Origin of the sequence: Thermovirga sp., from assembly GCF_017656375.1 — a bacterium.
In the GTDB taxonomy this organism is placed as follows: domain Bacteria; phylum Synergistota; class Synergistia; order Synergistales; family Thermovirgaceae; genus Thermovirga.
On sequence record NZ_JACDOB010000006.1, the window covers coordinates 1 to 22,970 of the forward strand.

Here is a 22,970-nt window from a genome sequence, read left to right on the forward strand (position 1 = left end):
CCACCTTTCCGTAAAAATGATTTGACTAGAGCCTAGGGTAGTTTGTAGCCAAGAAATTTGTTCACGGATTTGAAAAATTCGTCTATTTCTTCTTCTACATGGAGGATATCTCCGCTTCGAGGTAGGTAGAGTTTGTTTATTTCTCCTTTATTTACTATCACAATTTTCCCTTTGGCTAGTCCAGGCAGCAATGCAGCAGGTGTAACTACTAGGGAGGAGCCTACGACAAATAATAGGTCAGATTCCTTTACTAACCTTTGGCTTTCTTCAAGATACTTGACCATTTCTCCAAAGAAGACTATATCTGGTTTTATTACTCCTCCACATTGATCACAGTGTGGGACGTCCTGGCTAAAAGTTAAAGCTATACTTTCTTCGTAGTTCCAGGTTTTTTTACATCTTATGCAGTAGCTTTTCCATATGCCTCCGTGAATTTCCAATACATTTTTATTCCCTGCCATTTGATGTAGTGAATCAATGTTTTGGGTTATGACTCCTTTCAGCTTCCCGTTTTTTTCCAAGGTGGCAAAGAATTTATGTGCATATGTGGGTTTTATGGTCTTGAGGGTTTTAAGAAACTCCCTATGAAAATCATAAAAAAAGCGAGGATTTTCATGGAAATAATCTATATCGAAGATTTTTTCAGGGTTTATGCCTAACTGTCTTCGATATATGCCATTAGGCCCTCTAAAATCAGGGATTCCAGCGCTGGTAGACATTCCTGCGCCGCTGAGAAGAACAATGTTGGTGGCTTTTTCTATTTCATCGGCACATATTCGAGCTAAAGCCTTTTTGTTCATGCCACTTTTCAAATGGAGCACCTCCTTCAATAAAAAATATGCCTTCAGAAAAAATTATACAAAAAGACTCTATGCAACCGGTTACACAACATGATAAAATGTGATCGCTCACGTTTTGAGCAAAACTAAAGGAGGTGCTTCAGCATGCCGGGAAGGAGAATTGTATATGGGGTGGATGATAAACCACCTTTCCCAATAATGGTATTGGCAGGATTTCAGCACGTTTTGACGCTCTTTGGGGCTACCACTCTTGTGCCTTTGATTTTTGGCCCCGCTATGGGTATGACTCCCGCTCAGATAGGCTTTTTTATTTCTTGTGTCTATTTTGCCATGGGAGTGGCAACTTTGATACAAACATACCCCAAGCTTGGGTCAGGTTTGCCTATAGTGCAAGGCTCAAGTTTTAGCTTTATTCCACCTATCATGACTATAATAGGTGCTTACAAGGCCATGGGTCCCCATGTGGTGATGCAGTACGTTGGAGGAGCCTTGATCTCCGGAGGGTTGCTGCTTTCAGTTATAGGATACAGTCGCCTTGTGGGAATAATTAGGAAGATAATAACTCCTGTGGTTATAGGTCCTACTATAATGGCCATAGGTTTTTCTCTTGCTCCTGTTGCTATTCAATATAATGCAGCTAATTATTGGCCTGTGTCTCTTCTCGTGGTTTTCTGCGTCTTCTTTTTTAGCCTCATCAGTAAGAATAAGTTTATTAATATCTTTGCTGTGCTATCTTCCATAACTATAGCCTACCTCATCTGCTTGTTTGGGAGCTTTTTAGGGTTGTTCCAGCCTGGGCATGCAGCTTACGTTGATCTGAAGGAAGTAATAGCGGCTCCGTGGTTTAGATTTAAATTGATCATGCCGTGGGGGGCACCAAAATTTAGTTTTCTTGCTTTTGGAGCCATAATAGCGGGCTTTTTTGCCGTTATGATCGAATCCATAGGAGATTATCACTCATGCTCCTACGCCGCTGGTTTGGACGATCCGGATTCAAATACCATAAGTAAAGGTATAGGTGCGGAAGGCTTAAATTGTGCCCTTGCGGGAATTTTCGGTGCAGTGGGCACCACTTCCTATACGGAGAATATAGGCCTTATTGGTTTGACCGGTGTTGCTTCAAGGTGGGTCGTACGGACGGGGGCTGTACTTTTGATAATCATGAGTATGATTGGTAAATTAGGGGCTTTAATAGCAACTATTCCTAGCCCTGTTATAGGTGGAGCATATATTGCCCTTTTTGGGATAATAGGTGCTTTGGGAATACAGGTACTTATGAGAGCAGATATGGGAAGTCAAAGAAATGTTCTTATTGTGGGTTTTGCCTTTTTAATGGCCCTTGGCCTGCCAGGTTGGGTAGAAGGACAGCAAGAAGCCTTTTTCGCCTATGGCATTCCGGGACAGGTTTTATGGGCTATCCTTAAGACGCCTATGGCCGTTGCAGGTATCAGTGCGGCTTTCTGGGACACCATAGTTCCTGGAACTCCAGAAGAAAGAGGCATGGTGAATAGGAAGCGTTAGAATAAACTCACGAAAAATCTTGTATAAATAAACTATCTAGTCCAGGGGCGCTTTGCCTCTGGACTTTCTTTTTTAAAAGGTACTCTATAATATAGGTGATACAATGATCGTATTAACAAGCAAATAAAACCTGAAAGGGTTTAAGAAGTGGAGGTTGTAATAATGCCTGAAAAGGAAATAGACACAAGGGCTCTGTTTGGGATTTCGTATGGGCTATATGTGCTGTCTTCTCGCCTGGAAGATAAGTTGAATGGCCAGATAGCTAGTGTTGTTGTGCAGGTAACATCAGACCCAATAGTGTTGGCATGTTGTTTGCATAAAGACAATTTTACGACCAAATGCATAAGAGAAAGCAGAATGTTTAGTATATCCATCCTTGAGGAAGAAACCCCCATGACGTTCATAGGGAACTTTGGGTTTAAGTCAGGTAGGGATATAGATAAATTCAGTTCGTGCAAATGCGAACTCACTGAAAGAGGTGTTCCTTATACACCTGATTATTCATTGGCCGTAATAGAAGCAGAAGTAATCAGTGAGGTCGACGTCTTTACGCACGTGCTATTTTTTGGGAAAGTTGTACATGCTAAAGTATTGAAGGATGGGACCCCAATGACCTACTCTTATTATCATGAGGTCAAGAAAGGGAAATCCCCAAAGCATGCACCTACTTTTGGCATTGATGCAGGTAAAATCCATTAAAAGGGAGGACGTTATGTTTGGCGTGTCCCTATAATGAGCTTCCCCGATTTGTGAAACTAAAAATATGGCTTGATGAGTTGTACGAATGCTACAATAGCAAAGAATTTGTGCATCCTGACCCGGTAGAGTTGCTTTATGATTATGAGGATATAAGAGAGAGAGAAATAGCAGCTTTAGTAGTTGCAGCGTTGGCTTATGGGAGGGCATCTCAAATAGTAAAGAATGCAGCTAAAATCTTAAAAGTTATGGGAGAGTCCCCAAGAGAATTTGTCCTTTCCCAGCCAGTTGACAGCCTGAGTAATGCCTTCAGAAGCTTTAAATATCGTTTTACAGATGGCAAAAGCATAGCTACCCTTCTAGTGGGTGTGAGAGGTATTATAAGAGAGTTTGGCTCTTTGGAGTGTTGTTTTGCTTACCCTCATGATTCTGAGTTTCCGGGGGTAAAAGAGGCGATGATAAATTTTTACGAAAAGCTACAAAAGCATGCAGCTTCAAACTTGAACTCAGTACTGCCAGATCCAAGAAAGAATTCAGCCTGCAAAAGGCTGTATTTGTTTTTAAAGTGGATGGTTCGTAAAGATGCCATCGACCCAGGAGGGTGGAAAGTTATATCTTCAAATGAGCTTATATATCCTTTGGATACTCATATGTTTTCTATTGCAAGGAGCTTAAAGGCGACTACGAGAAAGAGTGCAGATTTTAAGGCTGCTGTTGAGGTTACTGATTTTTTTAAAAGAGTAAATCCCCAAGACCCTCTCAAATATGATTTCGTGTTGACTCGCTTTGGGATAAGGCCAGATCTAGACAAAAAGAAGTTGCTTGATTTTTGTGTCGAAAATAGAGCGTAGTACAGCTCTTAAGCTATAATAATCAAATAATTTATTTGCTCGAGGGAACAGCATTGGAGGGGTAAAAACACAATGGGTATTTTGCCTTATTGGGATAAAAATGTGGATTTTGAAATTGATTCGTGGGTTCCTTATAGATTGGACTTTTCTCCTGTGTCGATTAACTCTATGTACAGTGATCAACTGGAACAGATTGCTATGTTAGCACTCAATTTGGATAGTGAATTGCTATGTGTCGATGGCATAACCACTGGCCAAGCTGGCACCTTGTTCAGGCAGAACATATTTGATCCAGAAAGAAAGTTAAAGTGTGTTGGGTGGTTTTCAATGGTGTTCGGATATTCAAAAACCATGGAGCGTTTGATCGGACTTTTTGCTAATGCTTTTCCTGGCATAACAGCAGGTTTAGCTCTTTGTGGCGTATGGGACCGCAATATGCTTGTTGATGAGCTTAAAACTATCATATTAATCAGCAACAAAATAGTTTTTAACGAATCGGGATGTTTAGAAGCCCTTGAAAGCCTTATGAGAAAAGCTGCGAAAGAAGGAAATGACAGGAGTTTTTTCGCTGAAAAATTTGGGTATAGGCGCTTTTCCATCCCCTTTGAGACAGATGATGTGACCCAACTTGCTATCTCAGACATTTTATACAGTTTTGAGCTGGAGGAGACCAGGGAAATATTGGGTCCTCCTCCTGAGGTAGTGTTTCCTAGAAGGACTTTGGAGGATCTATTATGATGAAATTAGGATTGGCTTTTGCTTTGAGCTTTGGCCTTTCCATGGATGCTTTTGCTGTATCTTTGGGGTTGGCCTTGGCCTCAATAAGGCTTGAAATAAGGGATATTCTTAAGGTGGCTGGGAGTTTTGGCTTATTTCAGGCAGGGATGCCTTTGGCTGGTTGGTTTATGGCGGGGAAGTTTGTGAATATTATAGGAGCCTGGGATCATTGGATTGCCTTTTTTTTATTATGTGCTATTGGTCTCCACATGATTTATTCTGGTTTTCATAGTGACGATTCTTTTGATAAGAAGCGCGGAAGGTTAGGTTTAGTGAGTATAATGGCTCTTTCTATAGGCACTAGTGTGGATGCTTTTGCTGCGGGAGTAAGTTTTATTGGCATGAATATAGCTGTATACCATACTGTTGCGGTTATAGGCATTACGACCTTTGCTTTTTCTATGAGTGCAATGTTTTTGGGTAAAAGGCTAAGCAAAGGGATAAGTTCCAAAGCTACCATGTTAGGTGGTATTGTTCTCATAGGAATTGGAGCTAAGATACTGTTAGAGCATATTTGGAGATGATGGTGTTTGGAGGTTCAAAGGATATGGACAGGCCTGGTTGGGATGCATATTTTATGTCCATTGCAGAAGTAGTTTCAACACGAAGCACTTGTTTGAGAAGACATGTTGGTGCGGTTATAGTTAAAAACAAACAAATTGTAAGCACCGGCTATAATGGAGCCCCAAAGGGAGTCACGCACTGCTCTGAAACCGGCTGCCTGAGGGAGCAACTCAATATACCTGCTGGTGAAAAGCATGAAATCTGTAGGGGATCTCATGCTGAGATAAATGCCATAGTTCAGGCTGCTTCGGTGGGCTCGTCGACTGAAGGAGCAGTGATGTATTGTACCCACCAGCCTTGTGCTTTTTGCGCAAAGGCGATAATAAACGCAGGCATAAAAAAGGTTATATATAAAGAGGGATATCCGGACATTTTATCTGGCGAGCTAATGGCAGAGGCTGGTGTAAGAGTGGAGCGTTTTAGCTCTGAGGAAAGAGATTAAGGAAGGGGGGAGTTCCTGCCATGCCTATAGAGATAAATAGAGGTGGAGAGAAAAGGGGTGGGATAGAGGATCTGGAACAGCTTGTGGGGTTGTACTCGATCAAAAGGGAACTCCGTAGAATTGAGTCCATGTTGTGGCTGAATAAACACAGAAAGCAGAAGGACCTTGGTGAGCTCAGTTTGCAATCTTTAAATTTTGTTTTTAAGGGAAATCCTGGAACCGGGAAAACTACTGTAGCCCGTTTGATAGGGAGAATATTCCGCAAGTATGGCTTGCTGCGCGTGGGAGATGTGGTAGAGGTAGATAGGTCTAAGCTTGTAGGGCCTACGCCAGGCGAGACGGAGGTAAAGGTATTAAGAACAGTTCGCTCTGCATTGGATAGCGTTTTATTCGTGGATGAGGCATATAGCCTATCGGGAGGAGACACATCAGATCCTGGCTGGAGAGCCCTGGAGGTGCTTCTCAAGGCCATGGAGGATTATCGAGATTGTCTTGTCGTAATTTTTGCAGGATATCCAGAGGAAATGGAAAGGCTCTTTGATTCATTTACAGGGTTGAGAAGCAGATTTACATTTCATCTAGAATTTGAAAATTACTCCCCCTTGGAATTGGTGGATATCGCCAACTTTATGACTTCCCGTGAGAATCTTGAACTTTCTGATCAGGCAGCTTTAGCAATCCTCAATATGATGAAAAAGCGAGTACACGAAAAGGATTTTGCTAATGCTAGGGAGATACGCAATATAGTGGACCACGCCAAGACTAGAATGTCATCTAGGTTGCGAAATAAACGGAAAGTGACTCCTTGGGATATGAAAACTATAACTGTTTTGGATTTGGACGATTATTATGGGGAAGTTGCTTTCATCCGCAAAAATATAGAATCGGCAAAAAAGGAAATGTATGCAGACCCAACGAATATGGAGCTTCGATTCCAATTAGCCAAAAGGTATGAAGAAGCCGGCTTGTGGTCCGATGTGGTTTCTACGTTAGAGCCGATGGTAAAGGAGTTGGATGCACAGAATAGGGCTCTTTTGGGAGTTGCTCTATGTAAAATAGGGGATTTCCAAGACGCATGGGGATGTTTTAGTGAAAAAGACTTAAATGCTCAGGAAGAGTTTTATAAAGGCATTTCAGCTTTATGGATAGGCAAAAGAGAAGAAGCTGTTAACGCGCTTAAAAGGGCTGTAGAGAAAAAAAATGACGTTCCTGAATTTTATTTAGCCCTTTCCGTTGCTTGTTTTATGGAATCCAGGTGGAGTGAAGCGCTGTGTGCTTTCCTTAATGGCTTGGCTCTTATCAGGGAAAAAGAAGGAACTTTGTCGCCAGAATCGCTGAGGAACCTACCATATGAAACATTGAAAGATGAAAAAGTTCGAGGCGCCTTAAAAAAAGCGATAGTAAAAATTTTTAATTGCCCAGACGAGGCGCTGATATCTTTTGCTGAGGCTTTGTTAGGCACATCAGATGCTGTTGCTGCAGATGTTTCTGAGAATGCATTTAGGAAAGCTCTTTTGGCTATGCCAGATGATCCCCGCCCTCATCGTGGGCTGGCTTATTATTACAAGCACAAGGGGGATTTTCAAAAAGCTATAGTATCTTTTGAGGTTGCCCTTGAGCTGGAGCCGGGAAACGTAGAAGACTGGCGGGTTCTTGCGGAACTTTACACAGCCACTGGCCAAAAGGAAAAGGCTGAAGAAATCCTTCATGATGTAGTGTATGAACAAGTAGAAGCAGGAAGCCTCGTTTTGGATTTGGCAAAGGCTGAAGAAGAAAAGGGCAATATAAAAGAAGCGGAAAGATTATACGAAAAGGCTTGGCGGCAGAAATTGTCAGCGAAGGAGAAGTTTTTTTGTGGGGAGCAGCTAGGGCGCTTGAGGGCCTCAAAAGGCAGCTTCCGAGAGGCATTAAGATATTTTGAGGGAATTGAACGCAAAAATTTGACTCAAGAAGGCCTTTTTTGGTATGCGAGAAGCCTTGTAGAAGCCAGAAGATGGTCAGAGGCAGAAGTATTATTGAGGGAAATAGATTCAATCCCAGATGAAATCAGATATCCGTATCTTTATTGGAAGATAAGGGTGCTTATTGCCATAAAAGATCTATATGGAGCCAGGGCAATAGAGGCGGATGAAAAAGCTTCGCCTTGGCTAAGGTTAGCTTCCATGGTAGCCAGGGTAATTTGTGGGGATAGATCTGTTGCGCCGTATCTTAAAGAATTTGAGCCTAAAGAATTTGGGATGGATGGTTTAGGGCTTTTATGTGTTGGGTTAGCAGGTGTAGGAGAATGGGAAGGCCTTTATGCTTATGCGCAAAAGGCTAAAATGACACAACCAGGCCCTATATTGTGGGAATTGCAGGATGGGAAGCTGAGGGAGGAGTTGGACTACCTTGCTGGAGTTGCTGCTGCCCACATGAAAAAGTGGGAGAATGCTCTAGAGCATTTTAAAAGGAGCCATACTGTGCTTCTTCATCCCGTCACCTTGTACGCCGTGGCTGTTTCATTGGTGGCACTTGGTCGAGTGGAAGAGGCAAGAAGAATTTCTTTCCAGTTAAATGCTGCCCCGACGTTGAAGAAAAAGGTAGATGAACTAATAAAACAAAATACAGGCTTGAGGAAATTGATAGCTGAACCTGTAAGGGCGGAGTTGTTGGATGTTTTTGCGTTTATATGACGGCCATTGAGGCTGCAAAAATTGTAAGGAAGGTGAGATTGTTATGTTGAGTCGTGATGAAGCAATGGCATTGTTGAAGGAATACAACAAAGAGCAGAACCATATAAGGCATGCTTTGGCTGTAGAGGCTGCTATGAGGTATTTTGCAGAAAAATTGAACGAAGATGTTGATTTGTGGGGAATCACTGGCCTTTTGCATGATATAGATTGGGAGATAACCCAGGAAACACCAGAGAAGCATACTCACGTTGGAGCTAAAATTTTGGAAGAGAAAGGCTTCCCGCAGGAGGTCGTAAGGGCGGTTTTGTCTCATGGTTGGGGAATATGTTCTGATGTAGAGCCACAAAGCCCGATGGAAAAGTATCTTTATGCAGTGGATGAACTGACAGGCTTTATTACCGCTGTGGCCTTGGTGCGCCCAGGAAAATCCTTGCAGGATCTGAAGGTCAAGTCTGTGAAGAAAAAATGGAAGGACAAAGCTTTTGCAAAGGGAGTAGATAGGGAAGTTATTGCCAAGGGAGCAGAAATCTTGGGGCAACCACTTGAAAAGCTAATAGAGGAAGTTATAGAGGCTCTGAAGCCAGTGGAAAAAGAAATAGGGCTTGGAGAAGAATAGCTTTTTATAAGCGTGTAAAGAGGGCTCCCTTTCGTTAATGAGCCCTCTTTAATATGTTAAAAGTATACTCAGTGTTCACAATAATAGGCAATATGTCTTCCCCATGTTATACTGCAAGAAGACAGCGAAGTTGCTATTTTTCGCTAAAGAGAGGTTGCATATGGAGCCGCTGCATGAAGACACAAATAGCGATTTAGATGTTATGAGCTTGTTAGAGGAATACGAAGGGGAAAACTTTATGTTGAATTACTTATTTAAAAATGCACCCTTGGGAATGGTACGGATGGGGTGCAATGGTGTAGTTGCAGAGGCAAACAAAGCTGCGTGTGAGATGTTTGGTTACAGAGATAGAGAAATGAGTGGCAAAAAAATAAAAGACCTAATTTTACCTGAAACTAAGAGGCCTTCTGGGGAAGAATATATTTACAACCTATATGATGAAAGACAGGTAGTTGAGTTTGAAGATATGAGGCGAAAAAAGGACGGAAGTTTTATATATGTTTCTTTTCTTGGGTTCCCAATTTTGAGAAAAGGTAAAATACTTGGAGCTTTTGTCATTTATCAAGATATAACCAAACGAAAAGAAGAAGAAAAAAGCCTTAAAAAATCTATTTCAAATGAAAAGGTTAAAACAAACGTAATGACAGAATATTGGGAGCAAACTATATCTGTTTTGTCTTCCACTATAGAGGCCAAAGATCCATATACGGCTGGACATCAGAAAAGTGTAGCTATAATAGCCAAGCAAATAGCAGAGCAAATAGGTTTGTCTGAAGAAGAGGCCTACCCTATATTTGTAGCTGCCATGGTTCACGATATAGGAAAAATTGAAATTCCATCGGAAATCTTAGCAAAGCCCGGTAAACTAAGCTTGCTCGAGAGTAAGCTTGTGCAGAAACACGCTGAAGCAGGGAAAAGGATTCTTTCTCAACTCAAGACGGAATGGTCGATAGATGAAATTGTGTATCAACATCATGAAAGGCTAGATGGTAGTGGTTATCCTAGAGGGTTGATGGGCGGGGAGATTCTCCTTGCAGCAAAGATAATCGCCGTTGCTGACGTTGTGGACGCTATGAGTTCCCATAGGCCATATAGGCCTGCATTGAGTATGGATAATGTTTTGGGGGAAATCAACAGAGGTAAAGGTATACTTTATGACGAGGATGTAGTGGATGCCTGGATGGAAACGAAAAATTGAATGCACTTCTGTCTTGGGGGTGAATTACATCAATCTGTAAGCTGGGCTTCCAGCAGTTTCCATGAAATTCTTTCTTTTTGAATTCTAAACTCAAGTAACATGTAGCCTCCTATATGACCATCCTCAACATAAGCTAAGCACCAATTAGGTGCCATAAACCAGATAAGATTTTCGTTATATATAGCCATTTGGCCACCCATAATTCCCTCCCAAGGTATCAGGTCTTTTCTTTTCATGAGGTCTTTCTTTAAAACTTGCTCAGGGTTTGTAATCCCATACTGTTTGTACGCTTCCCAGTTTGGTTGGTCTGGGATTTTTGATCTAATGATCTGCATACTTTGGGTTAGGCTTTTGCGTTCCTCTTTTAGAGCTAATATAATGTCGTTTTTTTGGCGTATTTTTTTGTGATAGTGTAAAGAAATAAAAAAAAGTGTACATGAAAGAAATAGCAATGCAGTTATAGCCATTAGCGTAACAACAAATTTTTTATTTTTCCCCATTTCTCCCTCCAGTATTAGTATTTTAAAATCTAGGTCAAATTTTCAATTTATAAGCATCTTCTAATAGTTTATCATGATGATTGGCCTGAAGAGGCATAATATATAGAACTTCGAGAAAGAAGAGGTGTTTTTTATGGAATTCCTCGTTGGTCATGCGCAGAACTACGAAAAGGCTACAGGCTGTACAGTAGTACTTTTCCCCAAAGGGGCAGTGGCCTCCTGTGATGTTAGAGGCGGTGCACCTGCCACAAGGGAGACAGACCTTTTGAATCCCCATTGTTTGGTAACGAAGGTAGACGGGATTCTGCTCGCAGGGGGCAGTGCTTTTGGCTTATGCGCAGCAGATGGTGTGATGTCGTGGTGCCTGGAAAATGATAAAGGGTTTGATACAGGATTTGGGTTAGTGCCTATAATTCCGGCAGCATGTATCTTTGATTTTCCTGTAGGTGAAAAACAGGTATGGCCAGATTACGAGATGGGAATTAAGGCTTGCGAAAATGCTCAAGAACCTTTCAAGCTTCCAATGGGAAACTGGGGAGCAGGCACTGGGGCAACAGTAGGCAAGTACGCAGGGATCAAAAGGGCCATGAAATCAGGTGTAGGCTGGCACGCTATCCAAAAGGGAAAGCTAAAGGTGTATGCTTTGGCTGTGGTAAATGCCTTTGGTGCCGTATTGGACAGGAATGGAGCTTTGATTGCAGGAGCAGTTGAAGAAAATGGCAAAGTCCTTGCATTTGATAATTTTGCAGATGGAGAAGATGTATGTTATCAGTGGGGTGAGAACACTACGTTGGCAGTTGTGGTTACCAATGGAAAATTCACTAAGTCAGACTGTAAGCGTATTTCCATAATGGCTCATGATGGGATGGCAAGAACTATATCGCCTGCTCATACTCCTTTTGACGGAGACGTGGTATTTTGCGCTGCTACTGGCAAAGAGGATTCTTCTGTCATGGATACAGGCACAATGGCCGCAGAAGCGTTATCGGAGGCGATAAGAAAAGCAGTTCGATTTGCCAAAAGTGCATATGGCTTTAAAGGGAGAGGTGAAAGTCCAATTATTTAAGTAGTATGGCTGATGACTAAAGGGATTTTTTATTTTATAAGAAAATAGAAAGTAAATAGGGGGGAGTGATGCCTCGTGGTTATAAGGATATTGTTGGCGGACGATCATCCAATGACCAGGGCAGGCCTTAGAGATTATATAAAAAGAGAGAAGGATTTTGAGCTTGTAGGGGAAGCGAAAGACGGAGAAGAGGCTTTCAACAAGATAAAAGAACAATTGCCTGATGTTGCTTTGTTGGACATAAGAATGCCCAAAGAAAATGGGGTAGCACTAACGAGACGCCTAAAATCTGAGGGTATAAGTACTAAGGTGATAATTTTGACATCCTATGATGCGAAACAGTACGTTCTTTCCTCTCTCAGGGCTGGTGCAAGAGGATTCGTTTTGAAGACAGCAGGTCCTGAAGAGCTAGCAATGGCCGTTAGGGCTGTGGTATCAGGGAGGCTTTATTTAGATTCTGAGGTTTCAGCTTCTTTACATGATGAGGATTTTTGTCCTGAACCTTTATCTAACCGTGAGAGGGAAGTTCTTTTAAAAGCCGCAAAGGGCCTTTCTAGCAAAGAGATAGCGTCTGATTTATATATAAGTGAAAGGACTGTCCACGCGCACCTGGCATCCATTTACGACAAACTTGGTGCTAGGAACAAGACGGAGGCTATGTTGTTAGCATTGAAGTATGGTGTTGTGGCACTGGAGGAATTGATTGAATGAAAAAACACCTCTTGATCCTTCTGATTGTGGCCATACTGTTGCCGTCTTTTGCAGCTCTTTTTGTGGCTGGGACTGGAATAGTTCAACACAGAAGAGCTATGGAAAAGGTTGCAGAATCTTATGTTAAAGATGTAGCTCAAAGTATTGCCACGCAAATAGAATTTGAATGGAGCACTGGGATTGGTATGGGCAAATTTCAAAGTATGGCTAAATTTCACTGGTTGGCTTTCAACGTTTCCATACCGGGGTGGTTGGCAATAGTTGATTCCGAAGGCCGGATCCTGGTGTCAACGGAAGGTGCAGAAATACTTCCTTCGCTGTGGAATAAGGAGATACCACTGGGAGAGGCTTTGGAATTGAAAAGCCCAAATGGGAAACTTTTTACCCTTGCTGCTTATCCAGCAGGTTCTACTGGGTGGTTTGTTGTAGCTGCTGTTTCATGGGATGAGTTAATGGGTCCCATGATAAAGTTCAACAAGTGGCCCTTGCTTGTCGCTATTATAGGATTGCTAGGATTAGTATCCGTATATGCTCTATGGAAATGGTTGGTCGCACCTTTGAGAAAACTTTCTCAAGAGGTTTCGGCCCTGAGATGGGGGGTAGATCTGCCTGAGAAAGATGACCCCGTGGCTGTATTCGAAGTAGTTCGTCTTCGCAACGTCATCTATCACTTGGCTCAATCGGCCATAGATAGGGCTAACCTTATGAAAAGGTATGTCAGCGACATAGTTAAGGTTCAGGAAGAAGAAAAAAGGCGCCTCGCAAGGGAGATTCACGACGGACCTCTGCAGGAAGTTACGGCTCTAATGCAACAGATACGTTTAGCGAGAATGGAACTAGAAGATGGAAAGGAAAGTATAAGCAGGTTGCGAATGGCCGAGGAGGGGGGCCAGTTAGCAGTGAGAGATCTGCGTTCCTTGTGTGATGAGCTTTCACCACCATGGCTTGATCTTGGGTTGAAGGAAGTTTTGGAGGAGCTGGGGGAGAGAATTTCCAAGCACTTGGGCATGGAAGTTAGTGTAGAGGTAGAAAGCGGGATATTCCTTCCTCAAGATGTGTGCCTTGCTCTTTTCAGGGTTGCTCAAGAAGCCCTATATAATTCCTATCGTCACGGTGGGGCTACGGAGGTTAAGGTGAGGGTGTACAGAAGTGATGATAATATAGTCTTGGAGATTTCCGATAACGGCAAAGGATTTGATTCAAACGTTGATGTAGAAACCCTTAGGCTCAGTGGGCACAGGGGATTAGCTAATATGAGCGAAAGGATGAGCCTTATAGGAGGTAGCTTCAATGTCTACTCTCAGGAGGGGCATGGAACAACAATATTGTGTAAAGTTCCTGTTACTTGCGCTTCTGCCTAAAATGGCCGCCCCACACACCTTTCACATCTGAGACAAAAACTACCCCTGAGTTGCCTGTGATGCTATAAAGGTGCTGTATTTCGTCTCTGCGGCACAGCACCTTCAGAATGATTCTTCTGCCTTCTTTGCCGGAGCCATAAAGGACTGTCGTTCCAAACCCTTCGCTTCTTAATTTGGTTATTAGTTGTGAAGCTTCTTCGGTATCTGCAATGATAATTTCTATCAGGACAAAGGAGTTAAGAAATTTTTCTTCAAGGGTAACGCCAAGGAAATTTCCTGCCGCGTAGCCGGCAGCATAAGCTATTATTTGGGCAGGTTCATTGATGCCACTTTTTAGAATGTATCCTAAGGCAATTAAATAGATGGCAGATTCGAAAAAAGCCATTATGGAAGCCTGAAATTTGTTACCTCTCACTAGAAGCAATATCCTGAATGTTCCTAGGGGAACATCTAGCAGCCTTGAACAAAAAATTAAAAGTGGTCCTACAATATCCATATTTAGGCTCCTTCTTGTGAGCTATCATTTTTATTTTAGGATGTTAGCTTATTTTAGTACTCATTTTAGTATAGAATATATTTTACGAACAGAACGTAAAACAGGATTTAGGAAAAAGGGGGGAAGCCCATAAAGGGCAATAAAATGAGACTTAGAGTACTTGGCGCAGCTCAAGAAGTTACAGGTTCTAACTACCTGTTAGAAGTAGATGGTAAAAGGGTCCTTGTTGATTGTGGTCTTTATCAGGGAGGAGCTTCGGCTGGGAACCATACTCCATTAGATTACGATCCTTCTAGTATAGATGCAGTTCTTTTGACTCATGCCCATTTGGATCATACTGGCAAGGTCCCACTTCTGGTTAAACAGGGATATAAGGGACCTGTTTATGGTACCAGGCCCACGTTGGAGCTTTGCGATATTCTGTGGAGAGATGCCGCTCATATTCAGAAAGAAGACGCAGAATGGCAAAGCAGGAAAAATATGCGTAAGGGACTTCCCCCGGTAGAGCCTTTATATACTTTGGAAGATGTAGAGCGAACTTTAGAATATCTCAGAGCTGTGAGTTACGATGATGTAGTGGAAATAGTTGATGGTCTCAGGGTGAGGTTTAGAGATGCAGGGCACATTTTGGGCAGTGCAATTTTAGAAATTTGGCTCAAGGAAAGCGAAGAAGAGGTTAAGATAGTCTTCTCTGGAGACCTTGGGCCCCAGGAGACCGTTATGGAAGCTAATCCTGCTGTTGTGGAGGATGCCGACTTTGTGGTAATTGAGTCCACATATGGTAACAGAAACCATAAAACCAACTTAGAAAGCAGGGAAGAGTTCAGACAAACCATGAAAGAAATGCTCAAAGATCATGGTAAGGTGCTTATTCCTACTTTCGTTGTTGATCGAGCTCAACGTGTTTTATACGAATTAAAATTGATGCAGCAGGATGGCATGCTACCGGACAACGTTCCCATTTATTTTGATTCACCCATGGGGGCCAAAACAACGGCAATTTATAATGAACATATCTCGCTTCTTTCTTCTGAAATACAGGAAGAAGCTAGGAAAGGGCTCGATCCCTTCACACCTAAGCAGCTACATGTGGTAGAAAGCGTAGATGAGTCAAAGGCCATAAACAGCATAAAGCACGCTATAGTACTTGCTGGAAGCGGCATGTGCAGCGGTGGAAGAATAGTGCATCACCTCAAAAACAACCTTTTCAGGAAAGATGCTCATGTGGTATTCGTAGGGTACCAGGCAAAGGGCACTTTAGGGAGGCGGCTAATAGATGGCAGTAAGGTCGTTAGAGTAGCCGGCGAGGAGGTTTCTGTGAAGGCAAAGCTTCATACCATAAATGGTTTCTCAGCTCATGCTGATAGAAGCGATCTTTTGACCTGGGCTAGGAATTTTAAAACCAATCCTGTATTTATTGTTACTCACGGAGAGCCTGAAGCTTCGAGTGCTTTGGCGGCTTCCTTACAGGAAGAAGGGTATTCTGCTGTAGTTCCTCAGTTGGGGCAAGAATTTGTATTGACGCCTGCAAAGGAAATTGCCACAAGGCCAAAAGTAGCTCCTGTTTTTGAGCAAGAGACGTTGAAGAAAAAGGCTGCTTCAATTTTGGAAGAAATAGAGAAAACTTCAGAAACTCTAAAACTGGAAAGAGGCATTGACAATCCCGTAATTATGTCTCTTATAGTTTCGGCTGAGACGTTACTTGAAACAGCGAAGGAAAAACTGGAAAGCCAAAGGGAAGAAATGTCCAAGAGGTGAGCTTGTTGGAAGAAAACTATAGATATACAAAGAAAGGCCTGCTGCTTCTTGTGATATCCTTGTTTGCTCTCTTTTTTGCAACAACGATGTGCGTTGCTGATGAAATGAATTGGGGAGGTGCTTGGCAGGTGCTTTTGGAAAACAGCCCGTCCCTGAAGGCTGCAAGGCATGCTATAACGGCTGCCGAAGCATCTCTCAAATTAACAGGCTCGAACAAGCGAATAACTTCAAGTATCACTGTTACCGAAACTTTGCAGGAAGGAGCATCAGATTCTACGGTTGGGGGCCTGACTTTAAGCTATTCCGCAAACCTTGCAGGCAGGGAAGATTTAGCTATTGCCTCGGCAAGGTTAGCGTATGACGAGGCTGTTTTGTCCTATAAGATTGCCAAGATTCGACTTTTTCAAAATGCGTCCTTCGCTTACTGGAGTGCAGCAGCAGCTGATGCTGCACTAAAGGCAGCAGAGGAAGAGATACGAAAAAGAGAAGCCTTTCTTGAGGATGCAAAATTGCGTTACAAGCAGGGACTTGTTCCTCAACTTGATGTTTTTAGGGCTGAAAGTGCTCTTGCAGAGGCCAGGGCAAGTTATGCTTACAAAAAGTCAGTTCGTGAAGGATTTTATGCCATGCTCAAGGGGCTTGCAGGTTGGACCAATATTGAGCCTCAAAAGGACATTTTTGAGAAGGTAGAAATCCCTGTTAGAAAAGATGCTCCTGATTATTTTAGTGTTATAGAAAATCATCCCGCCATTGTATTGCAGAACCTTGAGGTTTCAAGGAATAAGGCTCTTGTAAAATTAGCCAGGACGGGAATGGCTCCACAAATATCCATATCAGGCACTAGAAACTTATTTAAAGGGGGAGCTGGTACATCGACTTACGCAGAGGACAGATGGAGCGCCCAAGCAACTTTGCTAATACCAATTGGCGATGGAGGAAAAACTAAATGGGGTGTCAAACAGGCGCAGGCATATCTGGATATGGCAAAGTCTGAGCTGGGAAAGGAAAAGGCTACAGTGATGGAGGAGTTGTTTTCCTCCTGGGAAGAATATAAGTCTGCTTTTGAAAATTACATATCGTCCAAAAAACGTTTGGAGCTAGTTTCAAAGGAAAGGGATATATCCATATTGCGATATAACGAAGGATTATCATCCCAGCTGGATGTCCTTGATGCTCAGTCTCGTTATGCAGATTCTTTGGCCAGTTATATAGAAGCCAAGAAAACTGTTTTGGTTTCATACGCTAGACTTATTGCGGCAGAAGGCCATCTGCCATAGGAGGTTTCAAAATACATGGAGAAGAAAAAAAAAGCAGTGTTCCTATGGGCTTTTGTGATAATGTTGTTAATGTTTTACGGGGTGTGGAAAGTTGTTACTAAACCAAAACCTGCTCCACCTTCTAGCGTTGCTGCAATACATGCAAATAAAGGAATACCTGTAATTGCTGAAAAAGTGAAAAGAGGGCCATGGGAACATTGGCTTAGCCTTTATGGAACAGTAGAATCTTCTCAAATTGTCCAGATTGCAGCTGATAGGCAGGAATATGTACTCTCTGTTTTGTGCGATGTGGGAGATACGTTGAATCCTGGTGATGTTATGGCTGTTTTGGATAAGACAGAAATTAGAAAGAAGTATGAGGCCCAGAAAGCCAAAACCACGGAGCTTAAAGATAACTACAAAAGGTTGCAGTCCTTGAAAAGCGCAGGGGGTGCGAGTTCTCAAGAGGTAGAAAGCGCTTTGTCCTCTTATCTCGACGCAGAGGCCAAACTCAAAGGATTGGCAATAGATTTAGAACGCTCCGAAGTTAAATCTCCTATAAAGGGTATCGTCGTGGAAAGATATGTGGAGCCTGGAGATTTGGCTTCTCCTGGCAAGGTACTGTTCAAAATAGCATCTTTGGAATTTCTCGAAGCCCATTTGGTAGCTTCTCCAAAAGATGCGTCAAGGTTGATGAATGCCAGTGAGGCCAGGGTTAAGGCCCCTTCAGGTTGGATTGACGCTGAGATAGAAAGAATCAACCCCACTGCTGACCCCCAAACTGGCCTGTTGAATGTGGTGCTTAAAATACCTCCAAACTCGGGCCTTAGGCCTAAAGAGACGGTAGAAGGGCAGTTAAAGGATGAAGATGTAGCCAGCACCTTGTATGTTCCCTATGAGGCGATCCAGCGACCAGATGAAGGAAAGTCCGCGGTTTATGTTGTTTCCGGCGATGTAGCGGTTCAGAAAGAAATAGTGGTAGGCCAGTCGTTCAATGGATATGTTAGGATTCTCTTTGGACTTAATGGTGAAGAGAAAGTGATAACAAAAGGTGCAGACAGGCTGTACCCAAACGCAAAGATATGGATTCAAAAGGACTAGTCTCATGGGATTGGTAGATGTTTGTGTAAGAAGACCTGTATTGACGTCGGTGATAATTATTATCCTGGTATTCTTGGGAGCTTATGCGTTTATTAATGAAGGAGTTGCTCTTCTTCCCAAGGTTGATGTGCCGGTAGTACTTATAAGAACTACCTATAAGGGGGCTAGCCCTCTTGAGGTGGAAAATTTGGTACTAAAGCCCATAGAAGATGCTGTGGCTACAGTGGAAGGTGTGGACGAGATAGATGGTTATGCCATTGAGGGAACGGCTTTTGTAGTTGCCATCTTGACCTATGATACAGATGTCACTCAGGCCACGTTAGATATATCAACGAGGATTAGGTCCATTATAGGCACTTTACCGGAAGATGCAGATGAGCCAGTAGTAGAGAAGTTTGATATTAATGCTCGTCCATTCATGATTTTGGTTGCTGAAAGCAACCTTCCATCCTATATGATAAAGACCGTTGTGGAAGAACAGGTAGCGAAACGCCTTACTCAAATTCAGGGTATGGCAAATGTAGATGTCGTGGGTGGAAGAACGAGGGAAATACATGTAAACGTGTCTCCTAAGGATTTAGTAGCTAGGAACGTAAGCTTGAGGCAAATTTCTTCATTCATTAAGGGAAGTAATTTAAATTCTCCATCTGGACGCATAGCACAAGGGCTGAAAGAAACTTCGGTTCGTGTTGTAGGTGAACCTGAATCTGTGGAAGCTATCGGAAACATAGGTGTTTCATTAGGCCAAGGACAAGTTGTCCTTTTAAAAGACATCGCAGAGGTAGAAGATGGGCTTGCTGAGGAGCGGAGCATGGCACGGTACAATGGGAAGCCTGCTGTACTTTTAGAGCTCGTGGCAAGGCCTAACGCCAATGTAGTAGAGGTAGCAAAGCAAGTAAAGAAAGCCCTGAAGGAAATAGAGCCCACCTTTAGAGGTAGCATAGCTTTGAATGCAGTTTATGACAGTAGTGAGTTTGTGGAGAAGGCTGTCAAAAATGTGATAAGGGACATGTCTATAGGCACTATCTTGACGGCCTTGGTGATTTTCCTTTTCTTACAGCAGTTTGGGGCAACCCTGGCAGTTGCTGTGTCCATGCCTGCTGCAATTATTGCCACCTTCATTCCCATGTACCTAATGGGATTTACTTTGAATGTAATGAGTACCCTGGGGCTTGCTATTTCTGTAGGAGTTTTGGTCAACAATGCCATTTTGGTTTTGGAAAATATCTATCGCCACAGAGATATGGGAGAAACCCCTATTAATGCTTCCATCAAGGGAACAAAAGAGATAGAGGTAGCGGTTCTTTCAACTACGGCAACAAACTTGGGCGTTTTTATTCCTGTTGCTTTTATGGGAGGAATAGTAGGTCAATTCTTTTATCAGTTTGCTTTGACAGTGGTTTTTGCTACATTGTTTTCTTTGTGGGCTGCTTTTACAGTGACACCCATGGCTGCTGCAAGATTAGGGGGAGTGCATCGGGTTTCAAAGCCTGCTAAAATTCTCACTGGGTGGTGGCACAAAATTTATGCCACTATTGATGATGCCCATCATTATTTGGTGCCTCGCTGTGTACGGCATCCCTTACGCACTTTGACGGTTTTTGCATTGCTGCTGGGAGTAGCTATTTATTTTTCCAGATTTATTGGTTTTCAGTTTTTCCCGAGGGTAGACGAAGGAGTAATTACGGTGAACATTGAGCTATCCAGCACTGCCTCTCTGGATGCTACAGATGAGGTGATTAAATGTGTGGAAAATTCTTTAAAGAAAAAACCTTATGTTAAATCTATTAGCTCCAATGTTGGAGGGGGGTCTCGGCTTGGAGGAGTAAATACCGGGACCGTTAGGATTTATCTGGTGGATGAAGGTAATAGGCCTTCTGCTTTTGCTATAGCCTCCAAGTTGCGCGAGGAGTTTGCATCTATACCAGATGCGAAAGTTTCTGTTAACGTATCTAACGGCAGGGGCGGAAGTAATTCTAAACCTATACAGATAACTCTAGTTGGACCTGAGCTGGAGGTTTTGAGTGAAAAATCCCAAGAACTCATTGAAAGGCTAAGAAATGTTAATGGCTTGGTAGATCTTGATTCTGATTGGGAAGTGGGACGACAGGAATTAAGGTTGTTACCAAATCATTTTAAGTTAGCAAGTGTTGGTGTTACTTTGGATGATGTGGCCTCAGAGCTTAGAGGCTACATAAGTGGCATAAAGGCAGGAGTATACAGGGAAAGGGGATATGAATACGATATCCTTGTGCAATTAGATAAAAAATGGAGGGATGCTCCATATAAAGTTGAAGATCTTCCTCTGTGGACTCCTAAGGGGTTTGTTCCCTTGAAGGAATTGGCTCATGTGAGATATGAGAAAGGGCCTACTGCTATATATCGTTTAGATAGGCAGAGAAAGGTAACTGTTGAGGGAGATGTAGCAGGAAGATCTGTTGGTGAAGTGTTTAGGGATATCCAACCTATAGTTAAAAAGATAGAGCTTCCCCAAGGATATAGGTTTATTTACAAAGGGGAAATAGAGGACATTCAAGAAAACTTCAGAAGGCTGATATCTGCTTTTGGCATGGCCACGCTTCTAACTTTTTTAATGATCGCGGGTATAATCGAGTCATATCTTTTCGCTTTCGTGATAATGCTTGCTGTACCTGTTTCTGTCATTGGTGTAGTTCCTGCGTTGCTTTTTACGGGAACTACTATCTCCATTTATGGGCTTTTGGGGCTTATAATGCTGGTGGGGCTTGTGGTCAACAATGCGATAATAATAGTGGATTATGCTGAATTGCTGAGAAAACAAGGCTACAAGCCTGACGAAGCTGTTATAGAGGCTTGTAAAGTTAGACTGAGGCCTATAATAATGGCAGATGTGACGACGTTGATTGCATTATTGCCTTTGGCTATGGGATTAGGTGCAGGAGGGCAATATAGGGCACCGTTGGCTATTGTGCTAATAGGGGGACTTGTAGCAGGTGGAACTATGGCCTTGTTCTTGATACCTCCCGTTTACGTGATGGTATGGAAATTGAAAACCTATGTCTCAAAGGGGGGCTCAATGTGAGAAAGGGATTATTTTTCTGGGGCGTTTTAGCCGTAGTAGGAATTATCCTTATAGGAGGATTTTACTATTTGGGGAAAAAGCCCGCTGTTTCAGACCCAGTAGACGCTATACCAAAGGTGGAGACGGAGCATCCTTGGCTTTTATTGGCTGCTTCTGGGGATCAAATAAACTTATTGCAATGGCCGGAAGATGAAGATAGTAGTTCCGTTGAAGCTTTAGCAAGGGATATATGGGCTTTATCGTCATTGTCAGATAAAGTGGCTATCTGGGCAGAGCTTCCCTACGTTGAGCACTGGTATGGAGCCTTTAAGTTGTCGAAGGAAGAGATTGACACCCTTGCCATGTTCAAGGTGCCCGATAGATGGAAAGCCCATCTGCCTCATGCAGCTGTGAGTGAGCTGCCAGGGGATGCGTTGCAAATTAAGCTTTCCAGAGATGGGGGATCATTTGTTGGAAAGATTAAGAAAGGAATCTTGTTAGTATCTCGAGATGCTGATGGCCTTTCTAAAATGTTGGAAGCAGTTGATACACCCTCGAAAAGGGTAAAACTTAAATGGTCAGTAAACCCTCAGTTACCTGCTCACCTGATTTTCTTTGATGGAGGGCTGTTAGCCAGAAAAATAAAAGAGGGCCTTAAACTCGAAGGGCAAAGCGGGAAAGCTGAGTCGCTAACAGTTACTTTTGGATGGGAAGCATCGCCATCATCGGGAGATATTTTTTGGAATGTTGAAGGATTGGAAAAATTACTTGCCACAAGCGAAGGATCTGGCGTTATGTTAAAACCTGTCGAGTGGGATAAAGAGTTGTTTTTGCCTAATCCTCTTGTTGTTGCATTTGGATTTAATCTAAAAGGTATTACAGGTAACCTTTTGGAAGAAGAGTTTGAAGAAGCTGTTCCCGTTCTTTCAGATAGAAATGAAGATTTTGGGAAACTATTAGATGGTGAAGTTTTAGTCATGGTAGGAGGCAAAGCCAGGCTTGCTTTGTTATCGCTTCCTGGAATTCTACTTCAGTTGCCAGAAAGAGGTAAAGATGGCCTTCGCATGGTGGAGGAATTGTGGGAAACTTATTGGCTAGAACCTAAGCCGATGGAAGGTTTCACCACAGGAGGAAATGTGGCATTTCCTCTAACCCTCATAGGAGCGGCTAACGAAAAATTAGTGTTGATAGGAGCGATAGACCAAAGTACTTTGTTAAAGAGAAAAGGCCTATCTGAAGTTTTGGGTTATGATAAACCTGCTTTGGGTTGGCTTTACATAGATTTCCCAAAAGCTGCTGAGGCTTTGGAGGATTTGGAAAAGATAAGCGATTTTTCAAATAAAATGGGTGTTGTTGATGCCCCTGATTTGAAAGACATAAGGAAGTTGATATCCAGATTCAAGCAGCTTGGCAAATTTAGAATGATTTTTTATGATGCCAAAAGCGGGGAGGCACACTTGGAGATGGGGGATTAGCTTCCGGAGTGCTGAATTGTTATTGTCAATATGATGTGGGAAAGCTGAAATAGAAGGAGGATATTGTAG

General features: G+C 42.7%; 20 protein-coding genes. 17 read left to right on the forward strand and 3 right to left on the reverse strand.

Going from position 1 to position 22,970, the window contains the following annotated elements; genetic code table 11:
• Positions 1–32: 32 nt before the first annotated feature.
• Entirely contained in the window at positions 33–812 is a 780-nt protein-coding gene (locus H0Z23_RS03430) for a Sir2 family NAD-dependent protein deacetylase (protein ID WP_366928870.1), read from the reverse strand.
• 132 nt (positions 813–944) lie between these two features.
• Here H0Z23_RS03430 and H0Z23_RS03435 point away from each other — a divergent pair, with 132 nt between their 5' ends.
• The 9 genes from H0Z23_RS03435 to H0Z23_RS03475 all read left to right on the forward strand — a co-directional run bounded on the left by H0Z23_RS03435 (position 945) and on the right by H0Z23_RS03475 (position 10,137).
• Complete coding sequence (locus H0Z23_RS03435) at positions 945–2,321, forward strand: solute carrier family 23 protein (RefSeq protein ID WP_296867567.1); 1,377 nt, start codon at positions 945–947, stop codon at positions 2,319–2,321.
• A 162-nt stretch (positions 2,322–2,483) separates the two neighbouring features.
• Positions 2,484–3,020, forward strand: coding sequence for a flavin reductase family protein (locus tag H0Z23_RS03440; RefSeq protein ID WP_296867568.1), 537 nt, complete (start codon positions 2,484–2,486; stop codon positions 3,018–3,020).
• 17 nt (positions 3,021–3,037) lie between these two features.
• Entirely contained in the window at positions 3,038–3,868 is an 831-nt protein-coding gene (locus tag H0Z23_RS03445) for a TIGR02757 family protein (RefSeq protein WP_296867569.1), read from the forward strand.
• A gap of 72 nt (positions 3,869–3,940) precedes the next feature.
• The gene (locus H0Z23_RS03450) at positions 3,941–4,606 is read left to right on the forward strand and encodes a hypothetical protein (protein WP_296867570.1); all 666 of its coding nucleotides are present in this window, start codon (positions 3,941–3,943) and stop codon (positions 4,604–4,606) included.
• Complete coding sequence (locus tag H0Z23_RS03455; RefSeq protein WP_296867571.1) at positions 4,603–5,169, forward strand: manganese efflux pump MntP family protein; 567 nt, start codon at positions 4,603–4,605, stop codon at positions 5,167–5,169. The genes H0Z23_RS03450 and H0Z23_RS03455 overlap by 4 nt, the downstream gene beginning before the upstream one ends.
• Before the next feature lie 23 nt (positions 5,170–5,192).
• Entirely contained in the window at positions 5,193–5,651 is a 459-nt protein-coding gene (locus H0Z23_RS03460) for a cytidine/deoxycytidylate deaminase family protein (RefSeq protein WP_296867572.1), read from the forward strand.
• A gap of 20 nt (positions 5,652–5,671) precedes the next feature.
• The gene (locus tag H0Z23_RS03465) at positions 5,672–8,323 is read left to right on the forward strand and encodes a tetratricopeptide repeat protein (protein WP_296867573.1); all 2,652 of its coding nucleotides are present in this window, start codon (positions 5,672–5,674) and stop codon (positions 8,321–8,323) included.
• Between the two features lie 43 nt (positions 8,324–8,366).
• The gene (locus tag H0Z23_RS03470) at positions 8,367–8,939 is read left to right on the forward strand and encodes an HDIG domain-containing metalloprotein (RefSeq protein WP_296867574.1); all 573 of its coding nucleotides are present in this window, start codon (positions 8,367–8,369) and stop codon (positions 8,937–8,939) included.
• A gap of 160 nt (positions 8,940–9,099) precedes the next feature.
• The gene (locus H0Z23_RS03475) at positions 9,100–10,137 is read left to right on the forward strand and encodes an HD domain-containing phosphohydrolase (RefSeq protein WP_296867575.1); all 1,038 of its coding nucleotides are present in this window, start codon (positions 9,100–9,102) and stop codon (positions 10,135–10,137) included.
• Positions 10,138–10,166: 29 nt separating this feature from the next.
• Here H0Z23_RS03475 and H0Z23_RS03480 read toward each other — a convergent pair whose 3' ends face one another.
• A complete protein-coding gene (locus H0Z23_RS03480; protein WP_296867576.1) occupies positions 10,167–10,472 on the reverse strand; it encodes a hypothetical protein in 306 nt (101 codons plus the stop codon).
• Between the two features lie 298 nt (positions 10,473–10,770).
• On the opposite strand from H0Z23_RS03480, the gene H0Z23_RS03485 reads away from it, so the two are divergent.
• The 3 genes from H0Z23_RS03485 (at position 10,771) to H0Z23_RS03495 (ending at position 13,775) form a co-directional block, all read left to right on the forward strand.
• On the forward strand, positions 10,771–11,703 hold the full coding sequence (locus H0Z23_RS03485; RefSeq protein WP_296867577.1) for a P1 family peptidase: 933 nt from the start codon (positions 10,771–10,773) through the stop codon (positions 11,701–11,703).
• A 75-nt stretch (positions 11,704–11,778) separates the two neighbouring features.
• Positions 11,779–12,414: a response regulator transcription factor gene (locus H0Z23_RS03490; protein ID WP_296867578.1), complete on the forward strand. Its 636-nt coding sequence runs from the start codon at positions 11,779–11,781 to the stop codon at positions 12,412–12,414.
• On the forward strand, positions 12,411–13,775 hold the full coding sequence (locus tag H0Z23_RS03495) for an ATP-binding protein (protein WP_296867579.1): 1,365 nt from the start codon (positions 12,411–12,413) through the stop codon (positions 13,773–13,775). Before H0Z23_RS03490 ends, H0Z23_RS03495 begins: the two co-directional genes overlap by 4 nt.
• Here H0Z23_RS03495 and H0Z23_RS03500 read toward each other — a convergent pair.
• A complete protein-coding gene (locus H0Z23_RS03500) occupies positions 13,756–14,271 on the reverse strand; it encodes a DUF5698 domain-containing protein (protein ID WP_296867580.1) in 516 nt (171 codons plus the stop codon). The genes H0Z23_RS03495 and H0Z23_RS03500 overlap by 20 nt on opposite strands.
• 144 nt (positions 14,272–14,415) lie before the next feature.
• On the opposite strand from H0Z23_RS03500, the gene H0Z23_RS03505 reads away from it, so the two are divergent.
• From H0Z23_RS03505 to H0Z23_RS03525, 5 genes are read left to right on the forward strand one after another with little or no spacing between them, the layout of a single operon-like run.
• The gene (locus tag H0Z23_RS03505) at positions 14,416–16,029 is read left to right on the forward strand and encodes an MBL fold metallo-hydrolase (protein WP_296867581.1); all 1,614 of its coding nucleotides are present in this window, start codon (positions 14,416–14,418) and stop codon (positions 16,027–16,029) included.
• 5 nt (positions 16,030–16,034) lie between these two features.
• Positions 16,035–17,306, forward strand: a complete 1,272-nt coding sequence (locus H0Z23_RS03510; protein ID WP_296867582.1) for a TolC family protein — start codon at positions 16,035–16,037, stop codon at positions 17,304–17,306.
• A gap of 15 nt (positions 17,307–17,321) precedes the next feature.
• Positions 17,322–18,386 (forward strand): efflux RND transporter periplasmic adaptor subunit, encoded by a 1,065-nt coding sequence (locus H0Z23_RS03515; RefSeq protein ID WP_296867583.1) that lies wholly within the window; start codon positions 17,322–17,324, stop codon positions 18,384–18,386.
• A gap of 4 nt (positions 18,387–18,390) precedes the next feature.
• Positions 18,391–21,447 carry an efflux RND transporter permease subunit gene (locus H0Z23_RS03520; protein ID WP_296867584.1) on the forward strand — a complete coding sequence of 1,019 codons (3,057 nt, stop codon included), beginning with the start codon at positions 18,391–18,393 and terminating at the stop codon, positions 21,445–21,447.
• The gene (locus tag H0Z23_RS03525; RefSeq protein ID WP_296867585.1) at positions 21,444–22,901 is read left to right on the forward strand and encodes a hypothetical protein; all 1,458 of its coding nucleotides are present in this window, start codon (positions 21,444–21,446) and stop codon (positions 22,899–22,901) included. Before H0Z23_RS03520 ends, H0Z23_RS03525 begins: the two co-directional genes overlap by 4 nt.
• The last annotated feature ends 69 nt before the right edge of the window (positions 22,902–22,970 follow it).